Source organism: Chryseobacterium sp. SN22 (genome assembly GCF_008329705.1).
Taxonomy (GTDB): domain Bacteria; phylum Bacteroidota; class Bacteroidia; order Flavobacteriales; family Weeksellaceae; genus Chryseobacterium.
The window spans coordinates 188,834-210,668 of the sequence record NZ_VTSX01000004.1; the positions used below are offsets into that span (position 1 = coordinate 188,834).

Annotated in this window: 18 protein-coding genes; 10 read left to right on the plus strand and 8 right to left on the minus strand. The window is 38.4% G+C overall.

Features of this window, described 5'->3' with window-relative positions; translation table 11 throughout:
* Nucleotides 1-80 precede the first annotated feature (80 nt).
* Genes FY557_RS04210 through FY557_RS04220 form a run of 3 tightly spaced genes read left to right on the plus strand, consistent with a single transcriptional unit; the run spans nucleotide 81 to nucleotide 2,257 of the window.
* Nucleotides 81-929, plus strand: coding sequence for a hydroxymethylglutaryl-CoA lyase (locus FY557_RS04210; RefSeq protein WP_149246035.1), 849 nt, complete (start codon nucleotides 81-83; stop codon nucleotides 927-929).
* Nucleotides 930-966: 37 nt separating this feature from the next.
* Complete coding sequence (locus tag FY557_RS04215; protein WP_149246036.1) at nucleotides 967-1,368, plus strand: OsmC family protein; 402 nt, start codon at nucleotides 967-969, stop codon at nucleotides 1,366-1,368.
* Between the two features lie 52 nt (nucleotides 1,369-1,420).
* Nucleotides 1,421-2,257, plus strand: a complete 837-nt coding sequence (locus tag FY557_RS04220; protein WP_149246037.1) for a sulfurtransferase — start codon at nucleotides 1,421-1,423, stop codon at nucleotides 2,255-2,257.
* Nucleotides 2,258-2,308: 51 nt separating this feature from the next.
* On the opposite strand, the gene FY557_RS04225 is transcribed toward FY557_RS04220, so the two are convergent.
* The 4 genes from FY557_RS04225 to FY557_RS04240 form a co-directional block, all read right to left on the minus strand.
* Nucleotides 2,309-2,635, minus strand: a complete 327-nt coding sequence (locus tag FY557_RS04225) for an SUF system Fe-S cluster assembly protein (protein WP_149246038.1) — start codon at nucleotides 2,633-2,635, stop codon at nucleotides 2,309-2,311.
* 3 nt (nucleotides 2,636-2,638) lie between these two features.
* Nucleotides 2,639-3,343 (minus strand): 3'-5' exonuclease, encoded by a 705-nt coding sequence (locus FY557_RS04230; RefSeq protein WP_149246039.1) that lies wholly within the window; start codon nucleotides 3,341-3,343, stop codon nucleotides 2,639-2,641.
* A gap of 10 nt (nucleotides 3,344-3,353) precedes the next feature.
* The gene (locus FY557_RS04235) at nucleotides 3,354-3,701 is read right to left on the minus strand and encodes a tRNA-binding protein (RefSeq protein WP_149246059.1); all 348 of its coding nucleotides are present in this window, start codon (nucleotides 3,699-3,701) and stop codon (nucleotides 3,354-3,356) included.
* A gap of 184 nt (nucleotides 3,702-3,885) precedes the next feature.
* Entirely contained in the window at nucleotides 3,886-4,815 is a 930-nt protein-coding gene (locus FY557_RS04240) for a DUF3078 domain-containing protein (protein ID WP_149246040.1), read from the minus strand.
* A 260-nt stretch (nucleotides 4,816-5,075) separates the two neighbouring features.
* On the opposite strand from FY557_RS04240, the gene FY557_RS04245 reads away from it, so the two are divergent.
* From FY557_RS04245 to gdhA, 3 genes are all read left to right on the plus strand, one after another.
* The gene (locus FY557_RS04245; protein ID WP_149246041.1) at nucleotides 5,076-5,849 is read left to right on the plus strand and encodes a rhomboid family intramembrane serine protease; all 774 of its coding nucleotides are present in this window, start codon (nucleotides 5,076-5,078) and stop codon (nucleotides 5,847-5,849) included.
* A gap of 151 nt (nucleotides 5,850-6,000) precedes the next feature.
* Nucleotides 6,001-7,110: a DNA-processing protein DprA gene (gene dprA / locus FY557_RS04250; protein WP_149246042.1), complete on the plus strand. Its 1,110-nt coding sequence runs from the start codon at nucleotides 6,001-6,003 to the stop codon at nucleotides 7,108-7,110.
* Between the two features lie 190 nt (nucleotides 7,111-7,300).
* Nucleotides 7,301-8,659: an NADP-specific glutamate dehydrogenase gene (gene gdhA, locus FY557_RS04255; protein ID WP_149246043.1), complete on the plus strand. Its 1,359-nt coding sequence runs from the start codon at nucleotides 7,301-7,303 to the stop codon at nucleotides 8,657-8,659.
* Between the two features lie 215 nt (nucleotides 8,660-8,874).
* On the opposite strand, the gene FY557_RS04260 is transcribed toward gdhA, so the two are convergent.
* From FY557_RS04260 to FY557_RS04275, 4 genes are all read right to left on the minus strand, one after another.
* A complete protein-coding gene (locus tag FY557_RS04260) occupies nucleotides 8,875-9,150 on the minus strand; it encodes a hypothetical protein (RefSeq protein WP_149246044.1) in 276 nt (91 codons plus the stop codon).
* Nucleotides 9,151-9,328: 178 nt separating this feature from the next.
* Nucleotides 9,329-9,667 (minus strand): hypothetical protein, encoded by a 339-nt coding sequence (locus FY557_RS04265; protein WP_149246045.1) that lies wholly within the window; start codon nucleotides 9,665-9,667, stop codon nucleotides 9,329-9,331.
* Between the two features lie 116 nt (nucleotides 9,668-9,783).
* The gene (locus FY557_RS04270; protein WP_149246046.1) at nucleotides 9,784-10,272 is read right to left on the minus strand and encodes a YkgJ family cysteine cluster protein; all 489 of its coding nucleotides are present in this window, start codon (nucleotides 10,270-10,272) and stop codon (nucleotides 9,784-9,786) included.
* A gap of 17 nt (nucleotides 10,273-10,289) precedes the next feature.
* Nucleotides 10,290-11,243: an ion channel gene (locus FY557_RS04275; RefSeq protein WP_149246047.1), complete on the minus strand. Its 954-nt coding sequence runs from the start codon at nucleotides 11,241-11,243 to the stop codon at nucleotides 10,290-10,292.
* Nucleotides 11,244-11,747: 504 nt separating this feature from the next.
* On the opposite strand from FY557_RS04275, the gene FY557_RS04280 reads away from it, so the two are divergent.
* From FY557_RS04280 to FY557_RS04295, 4 genes are all read left to right on the plus strand, one after another.
* On the plus strand, nucleotides 11,748-14,273 hold the full coding sequence (locus FY557_RS04280; protein ID WP_149246048.1) for a hypothetical protein: 2,526 nt from the start codon (nucleotides 11,748-11,750) through the stop codon (nucleotides 14,271-14,273).
* Between the two features lie 310 nt (nucleotides 14,274-14,583).
* On the plus strand, nucleotides 14,584-18,555 hold the full coding sequence (locus FY557_RS04285; protein ID WP_149246049.1) for a hypothetical protein: 3,972 nt from the start codon (nucleotides 14,584-14,586) through the stop codon (nucleotides 18,553-18,555).
* Between the two features lie 72 nt (nucleotides 18,556-18,627).
* Entirely contained in the window at nucleotides 18,628-20,766 is a 2,139-nt protein-coding gene (locus tag FY557_RS04290; protein WP_149246050.1) for a hypothetical protein, read from the plus strand.
* 157 nt (nucleotides 20,767-20,923) lie between these two features.
* On the plus strand, nucleotides 20,924-21,835 hold a 912-nt coding region (locus FY557_RS04295), incomplete at its 3' end, for an ankyrin repeat domain-containing protein (protein WP_149246051.1).

Here is a 21,835-nt window from a genome sequence, read left to right on the forward strand (position 1 = left end):
TCAGGCTCATGTTGCAGTTGCTGATATCTTTCCGGAACTTGTTTAGTTTTATTATATTTGAGAAAATCTAAAAGTAAAACATGTTTCTTACTGAATGTCCGCGTGATGCAATGCAGGGATGGGGAGAATTTATCCCGACTGATCAAAAAATAGATTATATTAATTCTCTGATGGATGTGGGGTTCGATGTCCTGGACTGCTTAAGCTTCGTTTCTCCCAAAGCCATTCCCCAGATGGCCGATTCTGCGGAAGTGGCTGAAAATATCGACAAGTCCCGTTCCAATACAAAGGTCTCTGCGATTGTTGCCAATTACCGGGGAGCAGAGAAAGCTTTGAAGCACGAGTCGGTGGATATCATCGGTTTTCCATTTTCGATTTCCGAAACTTTTCAGCACCGGAATACCAATAAAAGCCAGGAAGAAGCTTTTAATGAAATCATCAGAATGCTGGAGCTGGTAGGAAGAGAAAACAGACAGCTGAATATTTACTTCTCGATGGCCTTCGGAAACCCTTACGGCGAAATGTGGAAATGGGAAGATGTGGATTTCTGGGCACAGCGGTTTTCGGAAATAGGAGTTAAAGATATCTTATTGTCTGACACTACGGGTGTTGCAACGCCGGAATCCATCTCGCTGTTATTTGAGAAAATTCCTTCAAAGTATCCCGGGATCAATTTCGGAGCACATTTCCACAACCGATACGAGGATTCTTATTCTAAATTAAAAGCGGCTTATGACCAGGGCTGTAAGAGATTCGACAGTGCGATCAAAGGAATCGGAGGCTGCCCGATGGCGAAAGACGATCTCGTAGGCAATATGCCGACGGAGCAGGTCATCAATTTCATGAGCGTGGAGAAAGCCAAACATAAACTGAATCTGCTGAATTTCGAAAGCTCGTATAATAAAGCAAAGGATATTTTTCATTTTTAAACAAAAATTTTCCTAGCTTTAATTAAAATTAAATAAAATGACTTCAAAAATTACCTATACCGGAGATTTAAGATGTTCGGCAGAGCATTTACAATCCGGAACTCTTATTGAAAGTGATGCTCCGACGGATAATCACGGAAAAGGTGAAAAGTTTTCCCCTACGGATCTCTGTGCAACTTCTTTAGCCGAATGTGCACTGACAACCATTGCGATTTTAGGCAAAGAAAAGAACATTAATATCGACGGTGCGTATTGTAATCTTCAAAAAATTATGAGAGGTGAGCCGAGAAGAATTAGTGAAATCGTATGTAATTTTGTATTTTCAGATTCATATTCCGATAAGGAAAAAGCTTTTATAGAGCAGACAGCCCACAATTGCCCGGTTGCAAGAAGCCTTCACCCGGATTTGGTACAGACCATGATTTTTATTTATCAGTAAAAAATGTAAGGCCGCAGAAACTTCTGCGGCTTTTAGTTTATAAATGCCGGCTATGCAACCCATTATTTCGCCATCCGAATTAGAAAAGCTTCCCATACAAAACCTCATCATCCTTGATGCGAGAGCTGGGAAAGATAATCATCAAAAATATCCGAACAAACATATTAAAGGAGCAAGGTTGGTCGACTTGGATAAAGACCTTGCGGAAATCGGTGATGATGCTGCTTTCGGCGGAAGGCATCCGCTCCCGGAAATCGAAAAGTTTGCGGAAACACTTTCCCGTCTTGGAATTTCGGAACAGGATCATATTGTTGTTTACGATGATAAAAATGGTTCGAATGCAGCGGCAAGAGCCTGGTGGATGCTGAAATCATTTGGTTTTGAAAAAGTTCAGGTGCTGGACGGCGGAATTCAGAATGCAAGACACCAGGGTGTGGAATTTTCATCAGGTGTAGAATCTTTTGAAAAAGCAGCAATCATTAAGAAAGAAAACTGGCTTTTCCCGGTTTCAGTTTTGGAAGATGTTGAAAATGAATTAACAAATGATTTTTCAACCGTTATTGACGTTAGGGATGCCTACCGATATAACGGAGAATCCGAACCCATTGATCTTGCAGCAGGGCATATTCCCGGGGCCATCAATATTCCGTTTTCAGAAAATCTCGATGAAAATGGGTGCTTTCTTCCTCCTGAAATACTGCATGAAAAATATTCGGAATTTCTAAAGGGAAAACCCGGAAACTTAATTGTTCATTGCGGCTCGGGAGTTACTGCCTGCCATACTGTTTTAGCTTTGGTGTATGCCGGCTTCCCCATTCCGCATCTGTATGTGGGCTTATGGAGCGAATGGAGCAGAAGGGAAGGAAAGGAAATTGCAAAGGAAATATAAAATAATAAAGGCTGCCAATTTCTGGCAGCCCTATTTATCTGTAACACGGTTTTAAAGCATTCCAAGCTCAAACTTGGCTTCTTCGCTCATCATGTCTTTGTGCCAGCTCGGCTCAAAAGTAAGCTCCAGATCCACGCTTTTCACATTTTCCACTTCAGCCACCTTATCTTTTACTTCCTGGGGAAGTGTTTCCGCAACAGGGCAGTTCGGCGTCGTTAGGGTCATGATGATTTTAACGTCGGCTTCATCGGAGATCTGAACATCATAAACCAAGCCCAATTCATAAATATCCACCGGAATTTCTGGGTCATAAACGGTTTTCAGGACACCGATGATTTCCTCACCGATATCAGCAATCTGATCGTCTGTAAATTTCATTTTTTAATCTAAATTGATGTACCTTTTCAACAAATCTTCCTGACGCATGCGCCGGAAAACATTTGCCAAAGTTAAGACATCTTTTTCACAATAGTCCACTATTCTTTGCAAGTCTTTCTCTATGTAGTAAATTGATGAAACCATTGAGCCGTCGATATCATCTTTCGGGGTAGGGATTCCGAAAACATGGGCGAGGAGCTCCAGGGAAACAAAGCTTTTGTAATCCCCAAACTTCCAGAGTTCCATCGTATCGATATGCGGGATTTCCCACGGCTTTTTCCCGAACATCTGGAATGGGGTAGGCGGCATCATCCCGTTAATGAGATAGCGTCTGGCGATCCATGGAAAATCGAACTCTTTTCCGTTGTGCGCACAGAGAATTACCTCGCGGAGCCTCTGGCTGTTGAATATTTCACCGAACTCCAACAGCAGTTTTTTCTCATCATCTCCTGCGAAGCTTTTGATCTTCAGGGTATCATTTTTCTCAATCATTCCGATGGTAATGCAGATGATCTTTCCGAATTCTGCCATGATGCCGGCTCTTTCTTCATAGAATTCTCCTGCTGTTAGGTCATCTTTTCTCTGAAACCGGGTCTTTTTATCCCAAAGCATTTTTTCTGCTTCAGACAGTTCTTCCCATAATCCGAAGCCGGGAACGGTTTCAATATCAAGGAATAAGACTCTTTCTAAAGGGATTTTATGTATCATGTTGATGTGTTTAGCCGACCTGCATTCCGTTTTTTACGGTCAGTGAGGGTGTTAAAAGCGTAACGTCTTTTTTATCTTCGCCATATACGCCCAGTACCAGGCATTCACTGAAAAAATTGGCGATCTGCTTTTTCGGAAAATTGACGACGGCCACGACCTGCTGGCCGATCAGTTCTTCTTTTTGGTACAGCGAAGTAATCTGGGCAGAAGATTTTTTAATACCCAGATCCCCAAAGTCTATTTCCAACTGATACGACGGGTTTCTTGCTTTTTCAAAGTCGTTTACAGAAATAATGGTTCCGCAGCGGATGTCTATTTTTTCAAAATCGGTCCAGGAAATTTCCGGTTTTATGGTCATCATAACAGGTAATTCAGTGTTTGGTTTCAGATATAATTTAAATAATGCTTTCTGCCATGCATCCTCTTTAATATGCAGGCTGCCTGGTTCATCAGAAAATATGCTTTTAACAAATGTATTAAAAATATAAAAAATAAAAGCTGTTCCAATCCTGAAACAGCTTTTGATCTATGCTTTATACATTTTACTTCTTAATCCACCACTGGCTGTCTTTCCGGTCGGAACGTTTTACGCCGTTGTTCAGCGTATAGGCAAAACCTACACCCAGGGTCTGCTTGAGCTGGGTCTTCTGGATCTGATTGTGATCGTACATGACATCCACTGTAATATTGGATGAGATGAATTTATTGACTTTCATATTAAGTACCATTCCGTAAGCCAGAACCAGCCTTTCCGGATGATCCAGGTAATTGGAGAAAATGGAAGCGGTATTGGTCACGTTAATGTTTTCCATCAGCTTTACTTTATAGTAGGCCGTCCCCAGGAAACCATACTGTAGGATTGAAGAATCGCCGTCAGCTTTCAAGCCGTAACTTCCGGCCAGCTGCAGTTCTTTGTCAAGGACAAAAGCCCATCGGGCATTGCTCGGCCGAAGCGTTACATTGATGTTGTCATTCGGACGGTAGGTGATCCCCATCCCGACGTTAAGGTAACCGGGCGCCATGAAATTGGAAATCTTTTTTGCATCAGGATTGTTTCCGTCCTCATATCCGGCAGAAAACTGGGAAATCAATCCGGCACCTACCGAAAGATACCAGCCTTTAGAGAATTTCCGGCCGTAATTGGTAGAAAGGTTAATTACATCCTGGGTTTTTCTTACACCCACTCCTTTGGTATCATTCTGCCCGTAGTTCAGGAGGATAATGTTTTCCCAAAGGTCTTTGTCTTTTTCATAGGTAAGGTTGTAATCCAGTGCGGCAAGCCATCCAACGTTGTTGGCACCACCGCCCACCCAGTTGGAAAACGCTGCCTGGTTGATCATTACCGATTGTTTTCCTACGACTGACCAGTGTTTTACGGTATCCTTCACAACAGCTGCTGTATCAATAATTACAACTTGCGCACCAGCAAAAATTCCGAGAGAAAATGAGAGCACCAATAAAAACTTCTTCATGATTTCACTATTTTATTTTACAAAAATTCCGTACAAAAATATTAAATATAAATTTTACGGACCGGCATTTTGGGCTATTGTCTTATGGCTAACGCTTTATTTTAATGGTTTTTTAAGTTGTCATTGGCAGGATAATAGGCTGAACATCGCGAAAATAAGGGAAATAATTACTTTTTGGCTGAAATATATCCGTGACGGGATAATTCATCGACAAATTTTCCGAAATTTATCATTGGCTTTCCATTTGACATACAACCTTCATGTTTAAAAATAATGTAATTTCCAAAAGGGCTGTTATCAACCCGTTGCTGATGCTTTCGGCCATGTGGCTGGGCTATTTTCTACAGTTGCACGGCTTTTTTGCAAGTTGCTTCGGGGCGATCATCCCTTTATTGCCGGAAGGCCTGCTGGGAATTGTCACATCGCCTCTTTTACACGGAAGCCTGGACCACATCATCGGAAACTCAATTCCTATGGTAGTACTGATGTTCCTGCTGTACGAGTTTTACCCATTGGTAGCCAATAAAGTTTTCATTATAGGCTGGCTGGCGACAGGATTTTTGGTATGGCTCCTTCCACCGATTGATATCATGACCGGCGACTATCTTTATACCTGTACTATCGGAGCAAGCGGGGTGGTATATGTACTGGCTTTTTTTCTTTTTTTCAGCGGTGTGTTTAAATGGAATGTAAAATTGCTGACCATTTCTTTACTGGTGGTATTGTATTACGGCAGCCTGATATGGGGCATGCTGCCGGAGGAATTATTCTCTAATCTTCAGGAGCCCAGTAAAATTTCGTGGCAGGCACATCTTGCAGGCGGGCTTGTAGGAATTATCCTGGCTTTCATGTTTAAAAAAGTGGGGGACAAGAAAAAAAAGTACATCTGGGAATTTCCAAACTACTATAGCGAAAAAGACGATAAGTTATGGCAGGAATATAAGGAAAACCATCCTGAAGATTTTATGGAACTGCCTTACAAAAAGAAAGATGATATCTGGGACCGGCTGGATGAACTGAGAAAGAATTCATGATGCATCGCTTTGATTTATATTTGTTACGATTTAGCAGGTGAAGTAATTTAAAAAGGATGTGCTTTTTATTTAAATTTAAAAATTACGGATATTCTATATTTAAGCCTGAACAGATTTAAAAATTTTCTACATTTGTAAAAAACCTGCACAAATGTATTCTGAAGAACATCTTTACTCTATTGCTTTACGCGAATCCAACCTGATCGGCGACATTAATTTTCATAAGTTGGTCCGTACTTTCGGAAGTGCGAAAGCCGCCTGGGAAAATGCCGGGAAAGAATATAAAAAGCTTGACGGATTCGGTAAAAAGATGATTTCCGACCTTGAAAATCCGGAACATCTGAGATTTGCAGAAAAAGAATTGAAATTCTGTGAAACAAATTATATTAGCATCAATCTCAGACATCGTAAGGATTTTCCTTTTTTATTAAATGAGTGCGATGATGCGCCGGCCATTCTATATCAGAAAGGAACTTTTGATCATTCCCGACAGAAAGTAAGTATCGTTGGGACCCGGAATATAACAACTTACGGGAAGCAGTTTATTCATGATTTTTTTGAAGAAACCCAAGCCTGTCATTTCACATCGGTAAGCGGACTGGCTTTAGGCGTTGATAAGGAAGTGCATGAACAATCCCTTTATCATCAGATTCCTACCGTAGGTGTTCTGGCTCACGGATTCCATACGTTATATCCTTCTAAAAATAAAAAGCTGGCCGAAAAAATCCTGGAAGAGGGCGGATGCCTGCTGACGGAATTCAATTCATCCAGAAAACCGGACCGTGAAAATTTCATTCAGCGGAACCGGATTGTGGCAGGAATTTCTCCGGCAACCATCGTGGTGGAAACGGCATTCGGCGGAGGTTCCATCAGCACCGCTACCTATGCAAATTTATACAACCGGGAAGTGTATGCCCTGCCCGGAAAAATTACGGATAAGCAGAGCCAGGGATGCAACCACCTGGTTTTTCAGCATAAAGCTTCCGCCATTTCGACTGTAAAAGATCTGGTAGATCAGTTAGGATTCAACAAACCGAAGACAAAAACGGAAGAGCTTTTTCCGTATAGTGAAATTACGGTTCAATTTACTGAAAATCAGAAAAAAGTATTTGATGCTGTTTTTGAAAATCCACAGATCTCACTGGATGACCTGGCAGATAAGATCAACCTTTCTTCTCATAAGATTCTGCCGGTAATTCTGGAATTGGAGCTTTTGGGGAAAGTAAAATCATTTTCAGGGAGACAATTTCTGGCAATTTGATATTTAATGATTTCTTAATATTGCATTATATGAGACCTAATATTTAATTTTTAATAAAAATTACATTGATATTATTGATTTAATAATATTTTGAAACATTATTATTAAATTTTTAACAATCTTTAAATAAGGTGTTGCGAATTTTGAAAAAAAAATTAAATTTGTTGATAATAATATTCAACCCTAATATATGGAACAATATAATATTGACCAGAAAATTCAAGAATTTATAGCTAAAATTGAGGCGAAAAACCCTAATGAGCCGGAATTTTTACAGGCGGTGAAAGAAGTGGCCGTTACGGTAATTCCGTTCATTATGACGAAGAAAGAATACACGGGCATGAAGCTTCTGGAAAGAATGGCGGAAGCTGAAAGAATTATCATCTTCAGAGTTCCATGGGTTGACGATAAAGGAGAGATCCAGGTAAACAGAGGATTCAGGATCCAGATGAACTCTGCGATCGGTCCGTATAAAGGAGGAATCCGCTTCCATCCTACAGTGAACCTTTCGGTTCTTAAATTCCTTGCTTTTGAGCAGGTATTTAAAAATTCTCTTACAACGCTTCCTATGGGGGGTGGTAAAGGAGGTTCGGATTTCGATCCGCAAGGAAAATCCGACATGGAAGTAATGCGTTTCTGCCAGGCGTTCATGACTGAACTTTGCAAGCACATCGGTCCTGAGACCGACGTTCCTGCAGGAGACATCGGGGTAGGTGCCAGAGAGATCGGGTATTTATTCGGGCAGTACAAGAAAATCAGAAATGAATTCACGGGTGTTCTTACCGGAAAAGGCCTTGCTTACGGAGGGTCACTGATCCGTCCTGAAGCTACAGGGTACGGAGTGGTATACTTTGCCGAGCAGATGCTGAAGACCATCGGACAGACCTTCAAAGATAAAGTGGTAACGGTTTCAGGTTTCGGAAATGTAGCCTGGGGAGTTATTAAAAAAGTAAATGAGCTGGGTGGAAAAGTGGTAACACTTTCCGGACCGGACGGTTATGTTTACGATAAAGACGGAATCGACGGAGAAAAAATCGATTATCTATTGGAACTGAGAGCGTCAGGAAACAACAGAGCGGAAGATTACGTAAAGAAATATCCGACTGCTGAATTTTTTGCCGGAAAACGCCCTTGGGAAGTGAAGTGTGATGTAGCCATCCCTTCTGCTACCCAGAACGAACTGGATCTTGACGACGCGAGACTTTTGGTAGAAAATGGTTGCGTATGCGTAACGGAAGCGGCCAACATGCCTTCTACGCTTGATGCCATCAATTATTTCCTGGACAACAAAGTACTGTTCTCTCCTGGGAAAGCTTCCAATGCCGGAGGGGTAGCCACTTCAGGACTGGAAATGACGCAAAACTCGATCCGTCTGAACTGGACTTCCGAAGAAGTGGACGCCAGACTGAAAGAGATCATGATCGGAATCCACAAGGCCTGCAGAGACTACGGAAAAGAGGAAGACGGCTATGTAAATTACGTAAAAGGCGCAAACATCGCCGGCTTCGTAAAAGTAGCAGAAGCCATGCTCGCTCAGGGAGTGGTATAAAATATAAAAGGTTGGGAAAATTCCCGGCCTTTTTTCATATAACCTGTTCCCGGGATTATAAATGGGATAAAAGTAAAAAAGTGAAAGGAGAAAGCGTTGAATCAGTTCAACGCTTTTTTTATGAGCTGTAAATCCTGTAACTGACAGGCTTATTTAATACGATTTTAAAGCAGACCAAAAAATCCTGAAAAAAATTTCAGGATTTGGTATTTTGCTTATCGATTATTTTTCTTTTTCATTTTTCTGTCGGTCTTCATGCCGTCTTTGTTTTTCCAGTTGGCCGTATCGGTTTTCGATTTGTCCCAATCGTTGTTGGTTGTTCCGTTGGGATTATTCATGTTGTTGTTATTCATGTTCCCGGTTCCCATGTTTCCGTTGTTACGGGTCGTATCAGAGCGGGTCGTGTCCATTTTTTTCTGTGGGGTGGTCTGTGCAGATGCGGTAATGGTACCGAAAGCTACGAAAGCTGCTGCTAAAATTAAATTTTTCATAAAGTACTATTTTAGGTTTGGTGATATTATGTTAAGTACAATTATCGTACAAAGTGGGATCTGAAGTTGTGTTTTAACTTGATTTATAATTAATTATGATAAATTACATTTTGGGTATCATAAAAATTCCGGAATGTAAATCCCGGAATTCATTTCTGATTGTTTTGAATTTAAATACTTACTTCGACTTTTTCTTTTTACTTTTCTTCTCTTCCTGTATGATGGTTGCGGATTTGGTGGTGTCTGCTGCTATGCCTGCATTAATGTCGGGTGCAGCATTGGTGTTGGCTGAACTGTTAACTGCCGCGGCATCAACGGTTGCAGTAGCTCCCGTATTCTGATTCGGAACGGTCTGCGCTGAAGTCGTACCTAAATTTGAATTGGCCTGGGAATTCTGCTGCAGCTGGCCGGTCTGCTGGTTGGCAGAATTCTGGGTCTGATTTTGCATAGTGTTTCCCGTCTGGGCAGATAAGGTTCCGGCAATAGCAAACGCTGCGGTTAAAACTAACTTTTTCATGATGTAATATTTTAAATGGTTGTTTAAGTAAAACGCTGCCATTTTACCGAATATTATGTCTGAAGCCGTCATTTAACGTACTTTATTATTACTTAAGACCTTTTTTGAATTGAAACCTATTTTGCCAAATTCTTCATAATTCGTTCTACAAATTCGTAGGCCGCAGGGCAGATGACGGTGTTTTTGATCATCAGGTTGTTGATCTGGTAGATTTTCTTCCGGTCGGTATGCGGATATTCTCTGCATGCCTTCGGACGTACGTCATAGATCGAACAGGTATTGTCTTCGTTAAGGAAGAAGCAGGGAAGATTCTGCAACACCTTATCCTGGTCTTCATCTACCCGAAGGAATTTTGCTTCAAAGTCGGCCGGCTTCATCCGTAGATGTCTGGCAATCCGTTCAATATCTTTTTCGGTATACAATGGGCCTGTGGTTTTACAGCAGTTGGCGCACTGCAGACAGTCGATCCGCTCAAAAACTTCTTCATGGGTTTCCTGAACTATGTAATCAAGGTTTTTTGGCGGTTTCTTTTTCAGTCCGTCGAGAAATTTTTTATGCTCTTTCTGTTTTTGTAAAGCCTGCTTTTTATAGAATTCCAAATCCATTTATTATTGTTCTTCCTCTATTTGGAAAGATCTGCCTTTTGATAATCGTTAATTTTATCCAGATCCAGAATCGTAGACAGATGCTGCTTATCCGGATAATACATCGGGGTAAATTTTGCGCCGTAGATAATCTCGCCGGAAACATATGATGTTCTCTGGACTACCGTATTGGAAAATACTTCGTCAAATGCCCGCACATGGACGATCATTTCAATATCCGTATTCTTAAAATCGTCTTCCGAAAAGCCGTTGAACGGCGAATCCTTGTCTATCAGGTGCACAATGGTCCAGTTCAGGGCCAGTGTGTTGATTTTGCTCAACTGTGTTTTCAGCTGATAAAACCGGCTCTTCGGCGAACCGTTTTCCATCACTTCGATTGCAGCTGAGACAGTCACATCAGCATCGGTCAGCGCATTGTTCTTATAAGGAGCCAGCCTGAACATCAGGGCTGAGGTTTCCTTAAAAGGCGCAATCACGGCAATATCTGAAAATTTAAGATACGCCCTCGGCCGGGAAAATCTTCCGTAAAAAAGTCCCGTTGCGATCGCAAAGGTAAGCAATCCCAGGAAAGCTTCAAAAGTGGCCACCAGGCTTGCGGTAAAACCGACCGGCGCAATTCTTCCGTACCCGACGGTGGTAAACGTCTGCGAGCTGAAGAAAAATACATCGATAAACTCATTAATGGGATTGCTTTTGTCGATTCCCGTCAGGTGTTCCACGCCGATGAGATAATAGATGAAGGCAAAGAAGATGTTTACCAGAATATAGGCAATTACCAGATAGGACAGGAACTGAAAGGTAGATAAATCCAGCATGGTATGGTACCAGCTGAACCGGTTGAAGACATTCATCCCTTTGCGGCTCACATTCGGCAATCCGTTCTTTTTAATAAACCTCCCCGAAGCATTATCTCCGAATCCGCTGTTTTCTGAATTTTTCTGCTGAATTTTCTCTTTAAATCCTCTGGCCATTGATATGAATGTCGTTCGTTTTAATTTTCTCTAAGACCTGCTGTTTTCAATCTTTTTTCCCCGGTGCGGTTATGCAAAGATAGAAACTTTGTGCGGATGGAAAGGATAAAGTTTTTACCAATATTTTTTGTTTATTATCACTTGCTTTTGGTAGAGTTATGTCAAAATCAATGATTTGGAATGTATATAAATATCCCTTTAATTTGATATATTTATAACATTTGTCCGATTAGGGTAAAGAATCGTGAATGAATTTAACAATCCTTATAGTTAGGTATAAATAAAAAAATCAACGTTTCTTAAATAAAATTTTTAATACGACGAGTTTTGACGTTGTGCCGTTAGATATTTGCATAAAGAAAGTCAGATGAAGATAAACGGCAAAATTTAAGGTGGACATCCGTTAGCCGGACACCACCTTAAAAAATAAGGCTAAAACCGGAAGGATTCTACTAAAAAGAACTTCCCACTTTAATCTTAAAACCAAAACAAAAATAACAAAAAATGTCAACAAATGAAAATACGCCCATTTCGGGGCAATTCTGGGACTGGATGCAGTCGTACTGGCATAACAACAGGGATTTCCCGCCCGCTCATCCGGATTGGCGGAAGAAAGCAGATCTGGTCAACGGAAAAGTTCCGGCCGGCCAGCTTCCCAGCTACGTGGATGATGTGCTGGAATTTGATTCCTACACCAGTTTACCCCAGACCGGCGAAAAGGGAAAAATATACATTACGACGAAAGATAACAAGCAATTCCGGTGGGGCGGCTCTGCTTATATTGAAATCAATTCCGGTGAAAAAGTAGGAAGTAAAATCATTAACGGCTCTTATAATGCCAATGATTTAAGTACAAACTCGATTACGTACGGGTATAGTGTTGCCAATGCACCCTCGACCGTCGGAGCCCATAGTTTCAGTATTTTGAATTTAGATACAACAAATCCTGATTATAAAATGCAGTTGGGTTTTGATGGTGATACTAATGAAACGTTTAGTAGAATTAAATCTAGAGGTAATTGGAGTAATTGGAAAGCCTTTTATCATAGTGGAAATTTAATTCCACATAGACAAAGGCAATATTTATTAACAGGAGACACAAATAGTGTTGAAGATAATAGTTCAGGAAGTTTATATTATAATAAATTAGCTAATTCACCTTACCCGACGTCACAAGATATTTTTGGTTCTATTTCTAATTTTGGTGACAAGAATTGGGGATATGATTTTGCTACTGTTAGGTTAGGAGGAAGTAAATTATATTTCAGGGAATATAATTCAGGTAATCCAAGTACATGGAATGAAATTTATCATAGCGGAAATTTTAATCCTAATAATTATCAACCTTCAGGAGATTATATTACCAGAACTACTGTTCAGGATATAACTGGTGTAAAGCAATTTAATGCCACTCTTGCAATGGGAGAAGGACATTCTATTTTTCTTAAAAGTTCATCAGACCCAGCTCATTATATTAAACATTTCACAGATGACACTGATGGGTTTGGTGTATCTACAGGGTTTACGGTTAAACCTTATAATAATTCTGATGTAAATTGGCTACTTGTTAATAGTTCTGGTGCTTATATTAACGGTAATAGAATATGGCATTCAGGTAATTTTAATCCAGACTCTAAAGCCAATGTAAGTGAATTAGGAAATTATATCTCAAAATCAGTGGTGTATGAGGAAGATTTTGACAGTATTAGTGGATATGGAGCTTCAGGAATATATCGGGCTAATAATGATAAAGGAGGAGTAAAATCTCTATATTCACCTATGTTGCATATGGGTGGTCAGGATACTATGTCACAAATACAGATCCAATATGGCAATGATCCAAATTCATCCGGAACATTATATTATAGAGGAGGAATTAATAACACCTGGGGACCATGGAGAACTGCCTGGGATAATGTGAATTTTGATCCAAATAAAAAAGTCTCATCGATTAATAGTCAATACTCACTGGATTGGGATGGTTTTCAGACCTATCTGATGAGAAATGGTGTTTTACAGGGTTTCTTTTATCATTCCGGAAATGTTGACTTAACGGATTACTATAAGGTAAATAATGGCGGCATCTCAAATCAGGACCAGTTGGTTTCGAATGGCCTGCAATTTATTTCCGTTGGCAATTCAGGAAATAATTTCGATGGTGACTTGGCCAATAAAACTCTGGAAGGAACATTCGCGAACTTTTCGGGAGCCAATAAAAATTCCAAAGAATTAGGCTTTTCATTATTTGCACCAACATCGACAAATCAGGGAATATATTATAAAAATTATTACCATAGCGGACAGGAAACTCAATGGAAAAAATTGATAGATTCCACAGAAATCAGGAACTATGCAACAAATTCATTTGTTGACAGCACCTATATCAAAAAATGGGAGAATGCTGATGCTATTGGTTTCAGCTCCGGCCTATCTAATGGAGCACCTTATATCTATCATCATACAGATGGCTACGTATTTTTGGCTACTCAAAGCTGGGCGGTGGAACGTAAGGAAAAAGCTGTTGCAATAGGTTTCAGTTCCGGTCTTTCTACCAGTGCACCTTATATTATTCACCAAAATGATGGATTCGTATTTTTAGCAACACAAAGCTGGTCCACCAATAGTTTCATTCCTAAAACACATCCTGTTGCAGCTATCAACCAATCCCAGATCAACGAGTGGAACAACTCCATCAGCCAGTCATCCGCTTCGGAAGAAGTCATCCTGGAAGATGATACCCTTAAAATTCAGCCGGATGAATTTTCGCTCGAAGGAAGCGGATCCTATGATATCGGCAGCAGAAAAAAACTGGTACATGTGCTGTTCAGAGAAGGGAAGGAGCTGAATATCAGGGAAATGATCAGGAGGCAGACCATCGTGGTTTTTAACTTCAGCAAAAACGAGATTAACCTGAATATCGAAGGATTGAAGCCTTACCCGCTATCTCCCGGGATGCAGGTAACTTTATACATCAGTGATAAAATGGAAGTGTTGGTATACAATGAAACCGGCTGTAAAAAAATGCAGTAAATCGTAAAAAAAGATTTTAATGCGTCAAGTTCTGTCGCTGTCACGGAATATCTTTGTTTCAGGAATAAAAAACACATAAACAAGTCCAATTAATTTTTTAGATCCTTAAAATTCAGCATTCCTAAAATGCCGGACAGCCCAAAGTATGTTCAAAAATCAATAAAAAACAAACCGATAATGAAAAGAAAAATTAAGAAGGAGGGTGGATAGCGGAGCCATGAACCACCTTAAAAAATAGAGGCTGCAAAACCGGAACTGATCCTAATAAAAAGGGCTTTTCCCATTTAATCTTAAAAACCAAAAATAAAAAATGTCTACAACCGATTTAAATACAAACAACAGTTCCCAGACCCTGTTCAGGTTTGCTACCATGAGAAACCCGGAACTGTCTGATCCTAAAAACAAAGAAAGAAGATTTATTTTCAGGGATGATCAGTCCCGTATAAATAGTTCTATCGACAATAATCTTAGTACATCAAACTCCTTACAGAAGCTTTTGCAAAATCCGGGTTTTATTATATTTACTGAGAAAAGTCTTAAAACTGACTATGCCGCATTTTATGACTATGCCGTATGGGTAGCCAGAAATAAAGCGACAGCCACGAAAGAGGAATTCGATAAAAAGATCAAAGCATGCAAAACAGCTAACGGAATTCCAACGGTAGATAATAGAATCTGGGACAACCTTGTATATCAGGTAGTTATGCAAAAGGAATTCTATGCTAAAGAACTGATTATGCAGATTCTGCATCTTTATCATATTCTTTCCGTATACGATTTCACGGAAGAAGCTTATCAGGATGTGGTAAAGGCTAAAGTCGTATTGCCGAAGGAGCTTTTCAAAGCATCGCAGTCGGCTGTTGCCAATACATCAGGAAGCACGACGACTCAGAGAACGGTTTATGACAATAAGGCCATGAAATTTGCAGAAGCGACCGTCAATCTGAAAGCGAATGAAGCACTTGCCGATTCCATTTCAAAACTGGAAAAGACCTACAAAAAGCAATATGATGCAGCTTATAAAACGGCCTATGATCAATATCAGAATGAGGTAAAGCCGCTTTTAAAGTCATTACAGAAAGATACGGCAGAAGCAGATAGAAAGAAGCAGATCCTGGAAAACCGGATCAATTACCTTACCCAATTAAGCGTGGCCGATCCGGAAAAGTTTTACGCCAATAGCGAACTGGATATGGAATTGCACCGCATCAAGGATGAAATTATGCAGATTACCATCCCCGAGACCGAAATTCCGGATTTTGAATTTTCATATAAAACGCCTGAAATTGACGCAGCAATCCTCGGAAGAACTTTAAGTGTACAGGATCAGAATGCATTACTCCGCTTGTTTGGCGCATCGAGTGTTACGGAAGCTTTGTCAGGAATCACTACTTTTGATGAGCTGAACCAGAATATTACCCAGAATACCCAGGCTCTGCAACAGACCGTACTGAATAATACCGTTCTAAACCAACAGGTTTCTGCAAATGTGGGTGGCGTTGTGATACCGGTAAGCAATTCCCTGAATCCTAATGGATGGATTCCTTACAGTGTTAAAACATATAATAATGGCAATGATGCCTGGTCTATCCTGCTTACGATAGATGGTTTCGCCCATAACATTGTATCAGGATCGTATAAGGTGACAATTAACGGGAACGATATCAGTTCTAACAATATTATTCAGACTACCAACGGAGTCCATTCACTTTTCTATAACGGAACCACCATTCCGGCTTTTCCGACTACCAATATCAATGGGTTTATATTGCAGGGAGAAGTGGTCTTGAATGATGGGAAGACCTATTTGTTAAACGTAACTTTAACAAGAGATTCCAATGAATTTAACAGGCCTCTGAAACAATACATTTTCAAAGGGGATGCTGCCCTTACCTTGAAACAGCCGCCTAAAACTGAACCTGAGAATCCGGAAAATCCAATACCAACTACAAATCCGGCAAATCCGGAAGCCTTTATTCCTTCCGGTTTCGGGATGAAAAATATCGGAGTGGCAGATTATTTAAAAGTTGAGCAAAGCTTACAGGGATATGTGGAAGGAGAGGTTGCCCATATTGAAAATGTAATGGCTCGGGAACGCAGGGAAAAAGCAACTAAGAAAACATCTAAAAGTGAAATCACTACAGTAGAATCTTCTGATTCTGAAAAAGAACAGCTTCGTGATACTTCTTCTACCGAACGCTTTGAAATGCAAAACGAAATCGCTAAAGCCATGCAGCAAACTAAGGATGCTCATGCTGAAGCTCATGTTGACGGATCTTATGGCGGAATTAGTTTTGGCGTTTCCGGTGGATTTGCTACGCATAATTCCAAAGAAGAAAATACGAAGCAGGCAATGACCCAGGCAAAGGAAATTACTCAAAAAGCAACTGACAGGATCGTAACCAAAGTTCATAAGGAGCGTACAGAAAAGATGATTGAAGAATTTGAGGAAACCAATATTCATGAATTTGACAATCGAAAAGGAGATAAGCATGTTGTGGGAGTTTACCGCTGGGTAGATAAAGTTTTCAAAAACCAGATCTATAATTACGGTAAGAGAATGATGTTTGAGTTTATGATTCCGGAACCTGCAAAATTGCATATTTTAGGAATGAAAATTTCCAAAAATACGGATAATACATTGATACAACCTGTAGACCCGCGGGAATCTACAGTTTTTCAAATGAAAGATTTTATCTCTTTAAATGGAACCTCAGGAGATATAATTTTAAAATACTGGGCAGGAGTTTATAATGTAGAGTTAGAGCAAAGGCCAAAAATTAGCAAAAAGGTAAGTTATAGTTTTTCAGAAAAAGTAGGTATCGATTTTACTGATACTGAAAAACGTCAAGGCTTTGGAAGACTGGCTGGTATCTATAACAATGATTTTGACATTCCTGAAGATTATATAGCTGTAAAATTACAAGGCGATTTCTCTATTAGGGGAGGGGGATGGGAAGCTCCTCATCAAATGTATCCATCATGTTTATTGAGCATTGCTAATAGACGAGTAAGAGAAGGGATGGAAGGAGCGTTCGATGCTGCATTTAAAAATCCTAATGGATCTCTAATGACAATCCCACAAGTAGACATGGATCTTAATAATATTGAAGGAAAATTAGGATTATTTATGAATACCTGGGATGTTAAAGCTGTGTCTGGAGCATTTACAATCTTTTGTGAACTTACCCAAGAAGCTAATAATGCTTGGTTGCAGAAATCATTCAATAAAATTATTGCCGCTTACGAAAAAGCCAAAGCTAAATATGATCAGGACCTGGCTGCTATAAAAGCGCAAGGAGTTGAAATCAAAGGATCAAATCCTGGATTCTACAGACAGATTGAGAATACGGTTCTCAGAAGAAACTGTATTTCTTACATGATCAATCAGGATCCTTCGGCAGCACTTACTTTTGGAAAAGATAAATATTACAGAACCAACTCTTCCGAAGAAAGCTTCCTGAATACGGAAATTAAACTGGATTCAACACTGGATAAATATACGGCTTTTGTGAAATTCATGGAACAGGCGTTTGAGTGGGAAATCATGTCTTATTATTTCTATCCGTACTATTGGGGCAACAGGAACAACTGGGATAAAATGTATCAGTTCGACGATAATGATGCGACTTTCCGTGCCTTTATGCAATCCGGTATGGCAAGGGTCATTGTAACCGTAAGACCGGGATTTGAAGAAGCGGTAGGGCATTTCATGTCAACTGGACAGATTTGGAACGGTGGCGAAGTGCCGGTAATTGATGATCCGATGTTCTTATCCATCGTAGATGAGATGCGTAAGACTGAAGGGGAAAAATATGGTAAAGCATGGGCAAGCAGGGTTCCAACTGCACTTACCATTCTTCAGGCACAGTCGATCGGGCTGAATGTTACCAAAGCATTGCCTTTCGATGATAATCTTTCCGACTATGAAGATCCGACCAAAGTTCCGCAGTCTTCTCAGATTGTCCCTACTGACGCGCAGATGGGAGGAAGTGATGAGCAAAAGACAGGATCAATTTCCGGTCATATAGAAGGTTTACAAGGGCTTTTACCGGAAATCATGCTTAAAAACAAAGATAAATCGCCTGTAGATTTTACCAATCCGGATGATAAAGGAGATTTCTGGATGGAAAATATTCCTGTGGGTAAATATGAGCTTTGTCTTGATGAAAATGATGATTTTGATAATCAGTACTCTATCCTTAAAGGAAAAGTAACCAGAATTGTTGAGGTAAAAGAAAGTTCTACTACTACAGTTTATCTGGAAGTAAAAAAAAATTAATGTTTAACCTATTTTGACTGATAGCGGTTGATTTTATCAGCCGCTGTTAGTCAGAATTTTAATCTGATAAAAATGAATTTACCAACAATAACGGATATAAAGATTAAAAATAGCTCCGGAAATAAAAATTCTAATACAATACTTGTCAGCACGAGAGAATTCGATCCAAATACACACCGAATTATCCTAAGAGTTAATAATAAATTTTATGATGATCTAAAATATCACATGAAGGATGTCGTAATAGATCAAGGCGGTTCTCGATTTCAGCTTCCGGGAATGAATGAAAGCCTGACCATTTATGCTCAGCTTTATGATTATAAAAATGACCGGATAATCTGTACCAAAAAGAAAGATTTTACAAAAATCTTAGGCTCATGGGGATTGGCTTTAGGAGATAGCATTATGAGTACCCAAAATGATTATTTTAATCTTTTTTGGAATAGCAACAGAAAAGTAGTAAAGGTCAACGGTCCGTTTGACGAGGATGGGAAATTGCAGGCAGAGGTTAAACCAGGAGAAAGATATTATTTTACAGCGCAACCTAATCAGAAATTACATGATGTAGAACTGCTGTCAGCAAAATGGGAATACCAATATGATGACGGAAATCCGGTACTATTTAAAAACCATCATGAAACAATTAAGAATGGTTACAGTGCCATGGATTGTGAATTTCATGCTGATCCGAGAAAGATAAAAGTATTTGCTTATTTTCGAGAACGAAACGAAAATGTAATGGTAGAATTTGGTAATTTTGGGAAAACGGAAGATATTGATGAAGAAATACAGGAAGCTGTAAAACCTGAAGAAAATGTAGAGGCGAAAGCGAAAGAAAACGAAAAGAAAACAGGGAAGTGTTTTTGCAACAGAAATATTACGGAAGATGAGTTTAAAAATATTTTTGAAAAATTACGAGATAGTGAGCCTACAGTAAAAAGAGATTCTAAGTATGCTCTTTTGAGCGCAAAAAACTGTAAAATAAATAGTATAGAGAGAAACATTAAAAAACTTACGGCAGAGTTTAATACCATTATTGATAGATATAAAATTAATCTATGTATTCAAAAAATACATCTTATATCACAAGTATATTGGGAGTCAGATAGGTTTAGAACTTCTTTGGAATATGGAGATGGGAATAGATATGAACCGGGTAAACATCCTGAGGCTGAGACAAACGGAAATACTGTAATTGGTGATGGATCAAGATATAGAGGACGTGGATTTATGCAACTTACATGGAGAAATACACAAATCAAATATTTAAAATATGCTCAAAAAAATTTAAGTAATACTTTAGTTGGTGTAAAGGAAATAGAAATTGAAAAAAGAGTAAATGATTATCAAACACTAATTTCTGATAAATTGAGATATTCTGTAGATTCAGCTGGTTGGTTTTGGTCTATTGAAGGAAAGGCTGATTTTCAAAAAAAACAAAATAAGCTAAAGTACAAAGAAATTTTAGGTAAAACCCTCAATGAAATATCTTTATTTGGAGACAAATATCAGGAAAGAATTTCAATAATAGTAAATGGAGGAAGTGAGGGTAAAGAAGAAAGAACAAAATATTATTCAGAGTTAAAAAAGATTTTTAATTATACAAAATGTATTAACAATTTAGAAATTTCAAAAGATAAAACAGAACCAATACCTGATAATGTACAAAATATAGCGTATATTACTTTTGATAAGAACATATCAGATGAAAGAAAAATAATTGTGAGTAAAAAAACGCTAAATATTCTTAATACTGCAGCTAGAGCATCTAATAGTACCAATGTATTTATTACAAGTACTATCAGATCAACAAGGAGACAGGCAGAGGCCATGTATACAAATGAAGAAAACAGTAAACACATTTCTTATAAAGCTCCTGGTCAAGCAGTAATTAACGTATATAAGGAAGGAAAGCGAAAAAAATTATCTAAAGAAATGATAATTAATAATGTGGATATGGAAATTAAAAAACAATATAAAAATGGAAAAAGAGTTTCTCTACATTGTGTTCCCGATGAGGAATATAAAAAATTGAATATTATAGACATTTCTTATACAAGAGGTAATATAAATGCGGAACAGTTTATTATAAATTTAAGTAAAAATATGAACGTTGCACAAATCATTCAACCCATTTCAAAAAAGATAACACAAAAAAATGTTAAATATGATACTGGTGAAGCTGCAATACATGTCGAAATTAAACAATAAATGTACCTTTTTTAGAGTTTATTTTAAAACTCAATGATGTGAGTTGAGAATTTGCAGTATAAAAATTATTCTCTGGAGATATCGAGAAAATCATAAAAAAGTCCGTTTTCGCTAGTCGAAACACAGATTCCTTTTTTAATAAATAAATTACTTACTTATGAGATGTAAAATCGTTTTTTTTGTTCTTTTTGTATGCTTTAATTTTTGTATAGGTCAATATACTAATGCAATTTTATTGAACCATATAGATAAAAACCAATTTCTTTTCTTTAAGAACAAGGTAGAAAATACACCTACAGACATTAATAAATTTGTATTAGATAAAACAAGTAATAACTTATATACATTATTAGGATATTCGATAAAACAAAATAAACCGATTTTTATTGATTTTTTATTAAAACATGGAGCTAAAATAAACATTGCAAAATCAGATGATTACTATGTGTATGACGGTTTATATGTATCAATAGAAAATCAGAACCTTGACGCTGTAAAAAGATTATTAGATCAAGGTTCCGATCCAAATAAATTATATAATGAAAATGGATTGTGTCCTTTAGTATTAAGTTGTAGATACCCTAATGAAAATATAGTGAATGAACTGATTAAACATGGTGCAAAGATAGATGGATTAGGAGATTCTGGTGGAGAATATACGTCATTTCCACTATTGGAAGCAATTACTTATCAACAACCAAGCATTGTTGACTTGCTCTTAAAAAAGGGAGCAAATATTGAAATAAAAAATAGGCAGAATGAAGACATATTTGTTTTATCTAAACAAAATGAAGTAATTACAACAATTCTTAATGAATATATTCAAAAAAAAGATACTACAACATTAATTGAAAAAGTATTTTTTAATAGTGAAGATTATAGTATAGAGTTTACTACTAATGATAAAAAAACTTATCAAAAAGAACTTTTTGAAATATTTGGTTATAAAGTAGGAACTGTTAAAGTTAATAAAGAAAAAAATATTGAAATAAACTTTTACAGTAACCAAAGTGCTTATGTTCAGACTGAGATGGTTTTCTATGGAAAAAAAGAATTACTTATACTGGAT